Genomic DNA, 5,526 nt, shown 5'->3' on the forward strand with positions numbered 1-5,526 from the left:
GACGGCCGCCCTGGGGCTTGGGCCGCGGCCTCGGCAGCAACGGCTCCAGCGCCGCCCACAGATCATCGGATACAAGGGGCTTGCTCATGTCCCCTAACGCACGAGAGGCGGTTTTGTTAGGCGCTCTAAGTCCTCCCATACGCAACCAGGAACAGGCACTGGAGGTCTGGAGGGATAGGACCCGATCTCGCCTCCGTTGCGGCTTTTCACCCTCGGCACTGTTTCAGGCCGGAACGGCACTGGACCGCGCAAGTGGATGCTGTTCACTGGAAACTTGGAGAACTAAGGATTTTGGGAGGAATCTGATGAGGCCGGTTCTAGTTGCCGCCGCGCTATCGCTGGGCGCCGTCGCTGCCTCTGCGCAGGACTATCCTGCCCGCAGCATCCATGTCGTCGTGCCCTATTCGGCGGGCGGTCCCACCGACACGATCGCCCGCCTGACGGCCGATGCGATGTCGAAGCATCTCGGCCAGCAGGTCGTTGTCGAGAACGTCACCGGCGCAGGCGGCACGATCGGGACACGGAACGTCGCCGATGCCGAACCGGATGGCTATACGATCCTCGTGCATCACGTCGGAATGTCCACGGCGCCGTCGCTTTACCGGCAACTGCCTTTCAACGCGACTGAGGATTTCGCCCCCATCGGCTTGATCAGCGATGCCGCGATGACCGTCGTGGCGCGCACCGACTTCCCGGCCGGGTCCTTTGCCGAACTGGCGGCCCATATCAAGGAGCAGGGCATGGACGTCACCTATGCCCATGCCGGCATCGGCGCGGCATCGCACCTGTGCGGGACGCTGTTCATGTCCATGCTGGGGACGAAGATGACGACCGTTCCCTACAAGGGCAACGGACCGATCCTGACGGACCTGATCGGCAAGCAGGTCGATCTGACCTGTGACCAGATCACCAACACCGTCGGACCCATCAACGACGGACAGGTCAAGGCCTATGCGATCACCAGCCCCGAGCGGTCCTCGCATCTGCCCGATCTTCCGACGACTGCCGAAGAGGGACTGGAAAGCTTCCAGGTCAGCGTCTGGCACGGGGCCTATGCGCCCGCAGGCACGCCCCCCGAGGTGGTTGCGAAACTCAGCGAGGCACTGCAGGCCGCCATGCAGGACCCCACGCTGATCGAGCGTTTCGGCCAGCTTGCCACCACGCCGGCATCCCCGGCCCAGGCGGTGCCCGAAGCGCTGCATGCCAAGCTCGATTCCGAGATCAACCGGTGGAAGCCGATCATCGAGGCGGCGGGCGAGTTCGCCGACTGACGAGAAGGATTGCCAGCGCTGGCCCTGGCTGGCAGCGCTGGCGCAAATACCCGGTGTCAGCCGGGGGGAACCGGACTGGAGTGCATGATGACGGAAACGAAGACGAACCGCGTCCACAAGATCGCCTCGATCGCAGGCGACGGCATCGGCAAGGAGGTGGTGCCCGAAGGAATCCGCGTTCTCGAGGCCGCGTCGAAGAAGTTCGGCTTCCAGCTGCAGATGGACGAGTTCGACTTCGCCTCCTGCGACTATTACCTCAGGCACGGCCAGATGATGCCGGAGGACTGGAAGGAAAAGATCGGCAACCATGACGCCATCTTCTTCGGCGCCGTGGGCTGGCCTCAGACAGTGCCCGACCACGTCTCGCTATGGGGTTCGCTGATCCAGTTCCGGCGCGAGTTCGACCAGTATGTCAGCCTGCGCCCCGTGCGTCTGATGCCTGGCGTGCCGTGCCCCCTGGCCGGGCGCGGCCCCGGCGACATCGACTTCTATGTCGTGCGCGAGAACACCGAGGGCGAGTATTCCTCCATCGGCGGCCGCATCTTCCCGGGCACGGAACGGGAGACGGTGCTGCAGGAAACCGTCATGACCCGCGTGGGCGTGGACCGCATCTTGAACTTCGCCTTCGACCTGGCCGAGAAGCGCCCGCGCAAGCGGCTGACCTCGGCCACCAAGTCGAACGGCATCTCGATCACCATGCCCTACTGGGACGAGCGGGTCGAGGAAATGGCGAAAGCCTATCCGGGCATCACTTGGGACAAGTATCACATCGACATCCTGTGTGCGCATTTCGTGCTGAACCCCGACCGCTTCGACGTGGTGGTGGCGTCGAACCTGTTCGGGGACATCCTGTCGGACCTCGGTCCGGCCTGCACCGGAACCATCGGCATCGCGCCTTCCGGCAACATCAACCCCGAGCGCAATTTCCCGTCCCTGTTCGAGCCGGTCCACGGATCGGCCCCCGACATTGCGGGACAGGGGGTCGCGAACCCGATCGGGCAGATCTGGTCGGCCGCCATGATGCTGGAACACCTCGGAGAGAATGAGGCAAGCGCCGCCGTCATGGGCGCGATCGAGGCCGTGCTGGCCGAGCAACGGCTGCGCACCCGCGATCTGGGGGGCAACGCCGATACGGAAACCTGCGGCAAGGCCGTGGCAGACATGCTGGCCTGAGTTCCGGGCACGGGGCGGGCGATCAGCCCGCCTTCGAAATCCCGGCCCAGAACCGTTCCGCCAGCGGCGACATGCGGCTGCGCGGCCGCAGCAGGACGATGGACACATCCACGGCCCAGTCGTCGCCCCCGGCCAGCCTGATACTGCCCGCGTCCAGTTCCTGCCGGATCAGGCTGACCGGAATCCAGGCCATCCCCTTGCCTTCGGCGACCATCGTTTTCAAGGCCATCGCCAGATGCGAGGTGAACACCGTCTGAAGCGGCAGCCGGTCCCGTCGTGCCCCTAGCACGCTGTTCAGGATGCGCCCCAAACCAGAGTTGTGGTCGAAGCCGAGAAACGGCATCGGCCCCTTGCCGAGATCGTCCAGCCAAGCCGTGGTGCCTGCGGCCATGACCGGCACCAGCCGATCACATGAAAGCTCGATCCGGCTGTAATGGGCCGCAGGCAGTTCCATGGGGCTGGACGGATGCGCATGGCACAGCAGGAACTGCGCGCGTCCATCCTCCATGATGCGCTCGCACGCTCGCATGTTGTCCGACAGAAGATGGACCGAGGCGCCCGCGGCAAGGGACGAGACATCGCGGAACCATTCCGGGAAGAAGGTGAAGGACAGCGCCTGCGTCGAGGCGAAGGTCAGCGAGCTCGTGCTGCTCTCGATCTCGGACAACTCGCGCTGCAGCGCATTCGTCCGCCGCAGGATGTCCTGTGCCGCGGCCAGCGTCAGCCGCCCGGCATCGGTCAGCTCCAGCCGGTGCGAGGACCGGTCCACGAGGGGCTGACCGCACCACTCCTCGAAGGCGCGGATGCGACGGCCGAAGGCGGGCTGCGTCACATGGCGCCGCTCGGCGGCCTTCGAGAAGTTCAGGCATTCCGACAGCGCAACCAGATCCTCGAGCCAGACAGAGTTCATCGCCATCCCTTCGCTGCCGTGCGCTGCACCATAAACAGTGCCGAATCGGCATGGTTCAAGGGAGAAACGGCATTGGCTGCCTCCGGTGCAGGTCGGCTAGTGATGTCTTGGAAAGAAGGGGAGATCATCATGCGCATCGTCGATATCCGCGAGGTCACGAAGCCGATTTCGTCGCCCATCCGCAATGCCTATATCGACTTCAGCAAGATGACGGCCAGCCTTGTCGCGGTCGTCACCGATGTTGTGCGCGACGGGCGACGGGTGGTCGGCTACGGCTTTAACTCGAATGGCCGCTACGGACAGGGCGGGCTGATCCGCGAGCGCTTCCGCGACCGGATCCTCGAAGCCGATCCGGCATCGCTGATGAACGATATGGGCGACAACCTGGACCCGCACCGGATCTGGGCCGCGATGATGAAAAACGAGAAGCCGGGCGGCCACGGCGAGCGATCCGTTGCTGTCGGCACGATCGACATGGCGGTCTGGGACGCAGTGGCCAAGATCGCGGGCAAGCCCCTGTTCCGGCTGCTGGCCGAGACAAAGGGGCGGGAGGCCAACTCGCGCGTCTTCGTCTATGCGGCGGGCGGCTATTACTATCCCGGCAAGGACGACAGTGCGCTGCGCCGCGAGATGCGCAGCTATCTCGACCGCGGCTACAACGTGGTGAAGATGAAGATCGGCGGCGCGCCGATCGAGGAGGACCAGCGCCGGATCGAGGCGGTTCTGGACGAAATCGGCAACGATGCGCAGCTCGCGGTGGACGCAAACGGCCGCTTCGACCTGGAAACCGCCATCGCCTATGCCAAGATGCTCCGCCAATACCCGCTGTTCTGGTATGAGGAGATCGGCGATCCGCTGGACTATCAGCTTCAGGCTGCCATGTCCGAGTTCTACCCGGGCCCGATGGCTACCGGCGAGAACCTGTTCTCGCACCAGGACGCCCGCAACCTGCTGCGTCACGGCGGAATGCGTCCCGACCGCGACTGGCTCCAGTTCGACTGCGCGCTGTCCTATGGCCTGGTGGAATACCTGCGCACGCTCGATGTGCTGGAGCAGCTCGGCTGGTCGCCCACCCGCTGCATCCCCCATGGAGGCCACCAGATGTCGCTGAACATCGCGGCCGGCTTGGGGCTCGGCGGCAACGAGAGTTATCCGGACCTGTTCCAGCCCTATGGCGGCTTTCCAGACGGCGTGAAGGTCGAGGACGGCCATATCACCATGCCCGACCTGCCGGGCATCGGCTTCGAGGGAAAATCCGATCTCATTAAGGTCATGCGCGAACTGGCGGAGTGAACTTATTCCTCGTTTGGGTCTGGTAGCGGGCGGCAGTCCTTTCATCCCGCCGCCGTCCGTTGGCCGCTACTCGTCAATCCGGTCTCCACCAACGGCATCTCGCCCTGAATGGGCCGATCCAGCCGCAGGAATGGCTTTATGCGTATACTTACCTGAAATCTCGTGGCTTCATCCGGATTATATCGAGGTGGAGATCGCGGACATACATGTCGCGGGGGGCAGCGCAGTGACAGGCACCGCACTCGGCTCGATGACGACTGAATTATCGCGGCTTCGTCTTCGCGTTCCTGCGCCCAGCACCGCTTCCCTCGCGCTCCCCGACGCCTGCCAGTTCCTGGCCTGCCCCCTGAAAAGTGGTCCTCCCTGAGGTAGGCTTTTGAGCCAGATGGAGGACGACGGAATGCCCCAGAAGAAGCACAAACCCGAGGAGATCGTTACCAAGCTCCGGCAGGTCGATGTGCTGGTGTCACAAGGCCAGCCCGTGGCCGAGGCGGTGCACTCGATCGGCGTGACCCAGTTCACCTACTACCGGTGGCGGAAGGAGTTCGGCGGCTTGAAGAGCGACCAGGTGACACGGCTGAAGGATCTCGAGAAGGAGAACGAGCGGCTGCGGAAGGCGGTGTCCGAGTTGACGCTGGAGAATCTCATTCTCAAGGAGGCTGCCTCGGGAAACTTCTAAGAACACCTAACAAAACCTTCTGATCTGGTTGAGGCAGATGAGGGCGCAGCCGAGGATTACGAAGGCCTCGTGGATGTCGGCGCGTCGCTCATAGCGGATAGTCAGACGGCGGAAGCGGTTGAGCCAGGCAAGCGTTCGTTCGACGACCCAGCGGTGGCAGCCCAACCTCTCGCTGCTGTCCACTGTCCGCCGAGCAATGC

At 64.0% G+C, this 5,526-nt stretch carries 5 protein-coding genes and 1 pseudogene; 4 read left to right on the forward strand and 2 right to left on the reverse strand.

Annotated elements, in window-relative coordinates; genetic code table 11:
- The first annotated feature begins 305 nt into the window (after positions 1-305).
- Together H5395_RS17535 and H5395_RS17540 are read left to right on the forward strand one after the other, a co-directional pair.
- A complete protein-coding gene (locus tag H5395_RS17535; protein WP_182793808.1) occupies positions 306-1,271 on the forward strand; it encodes a tripartite tricarboxylate transporter substrate-binding protein in 966 nt (321 codons plus the stop codon).
- Positions 1,272-1,358: 87 nt separating this feature from the next.
- The gene (locus H5395_RS17540) at positions 1,359-2,444 is read left to right on the forward strand and encodes a tartrate dehydrogenase (protein ID WP_182793810.1); all 1,086 of its coding nucleotides are present in this window, start codon (positions 1,359-1,361) and stop codon (positions 2,442-2,444) included.
- Between the two features lie 22 nt (positions 2,445-2,466).
- Here the strand turns inward: H5395_RS17540 and H5395_RS17545 are convergent, their stop codons facing one another.
- Complete coding sequence (locus tag H5395_RS17545) at positions 2,467-3,354, reverse strand: LysR substrate-binding domain-containing protein (RefSeq protein ID WP_182793809.1); 888 nt, start codon at positions 3,352-3,354, stop codon at positions 2,467-2,469.
- Between the two features lie 123 nt (positions 3,355-3,477).
- Here H5395_RS17545 and H5395_RS17550 point away from each other — a divergent pair, with 123 nt between their 5' ends.
- Positions 3,478-4,647: a mandelate racemase/muconate lactonizing enzyme family protein gene (locus H5395_RS17550; RefSeq protein WP_200559503.1), complete on the forward strand. Its 1,170-nt coding sequence runs from the start codon at positions 3,478-3,480 to the stop codon at positions 4,645-4,647.
- Between the two features lie 400 nt (positions 4,648-5,047).
- A pseudogene (locus H5395_RS17555) lies at positions 5,048-5,317 on the forward strand (transposase); the annotation flags it as partial.
- 15 nt (positions 5,318-5,332) lie between these two features.
- Here the strand turns inward: H5395_RS17555 and H5395_RS17560 are convergent.
- A partial coding sequence (locus H5395_RS17560) for a transposase (RefSeq protein WP_182791347.1) occupies positions 5,333-5,526 on the reverse strand: 194 nt, incomplete at its 5' end.

Source organism: Paracoccus sp. MC1854 (assembly GCF_014164635.1).
Lineage (GTDB): Bacteria > Pseudomonadota > Alphaproteobacteria > Rhodobacterales > Rhodobacteraceae > Paracoccus.

Coding starts and splice junctions, on each gene's coding strand:
- H5395_RS17535 (WP_182793808.1), top strand. CDS start 306: ATGAGGCCGGTTCTAGTTGCCGCCGCGCTATCGCTGGGCGCCGTCGCT.
- H5395_RS17540 (WP_182793810.1), top strand. CDS start 1,359: ATGACGGAAACGAAGACGAACCGCGTCCACAAGATCGCCTCGATCGCA.
- H5395_RS17545 (WP_182793809.1), bottom strand. CDS start 3,354: ATGAACTCTGTCTGGCTCGAGGATCTGGTTGCGCTGTCGGAATGCCTG.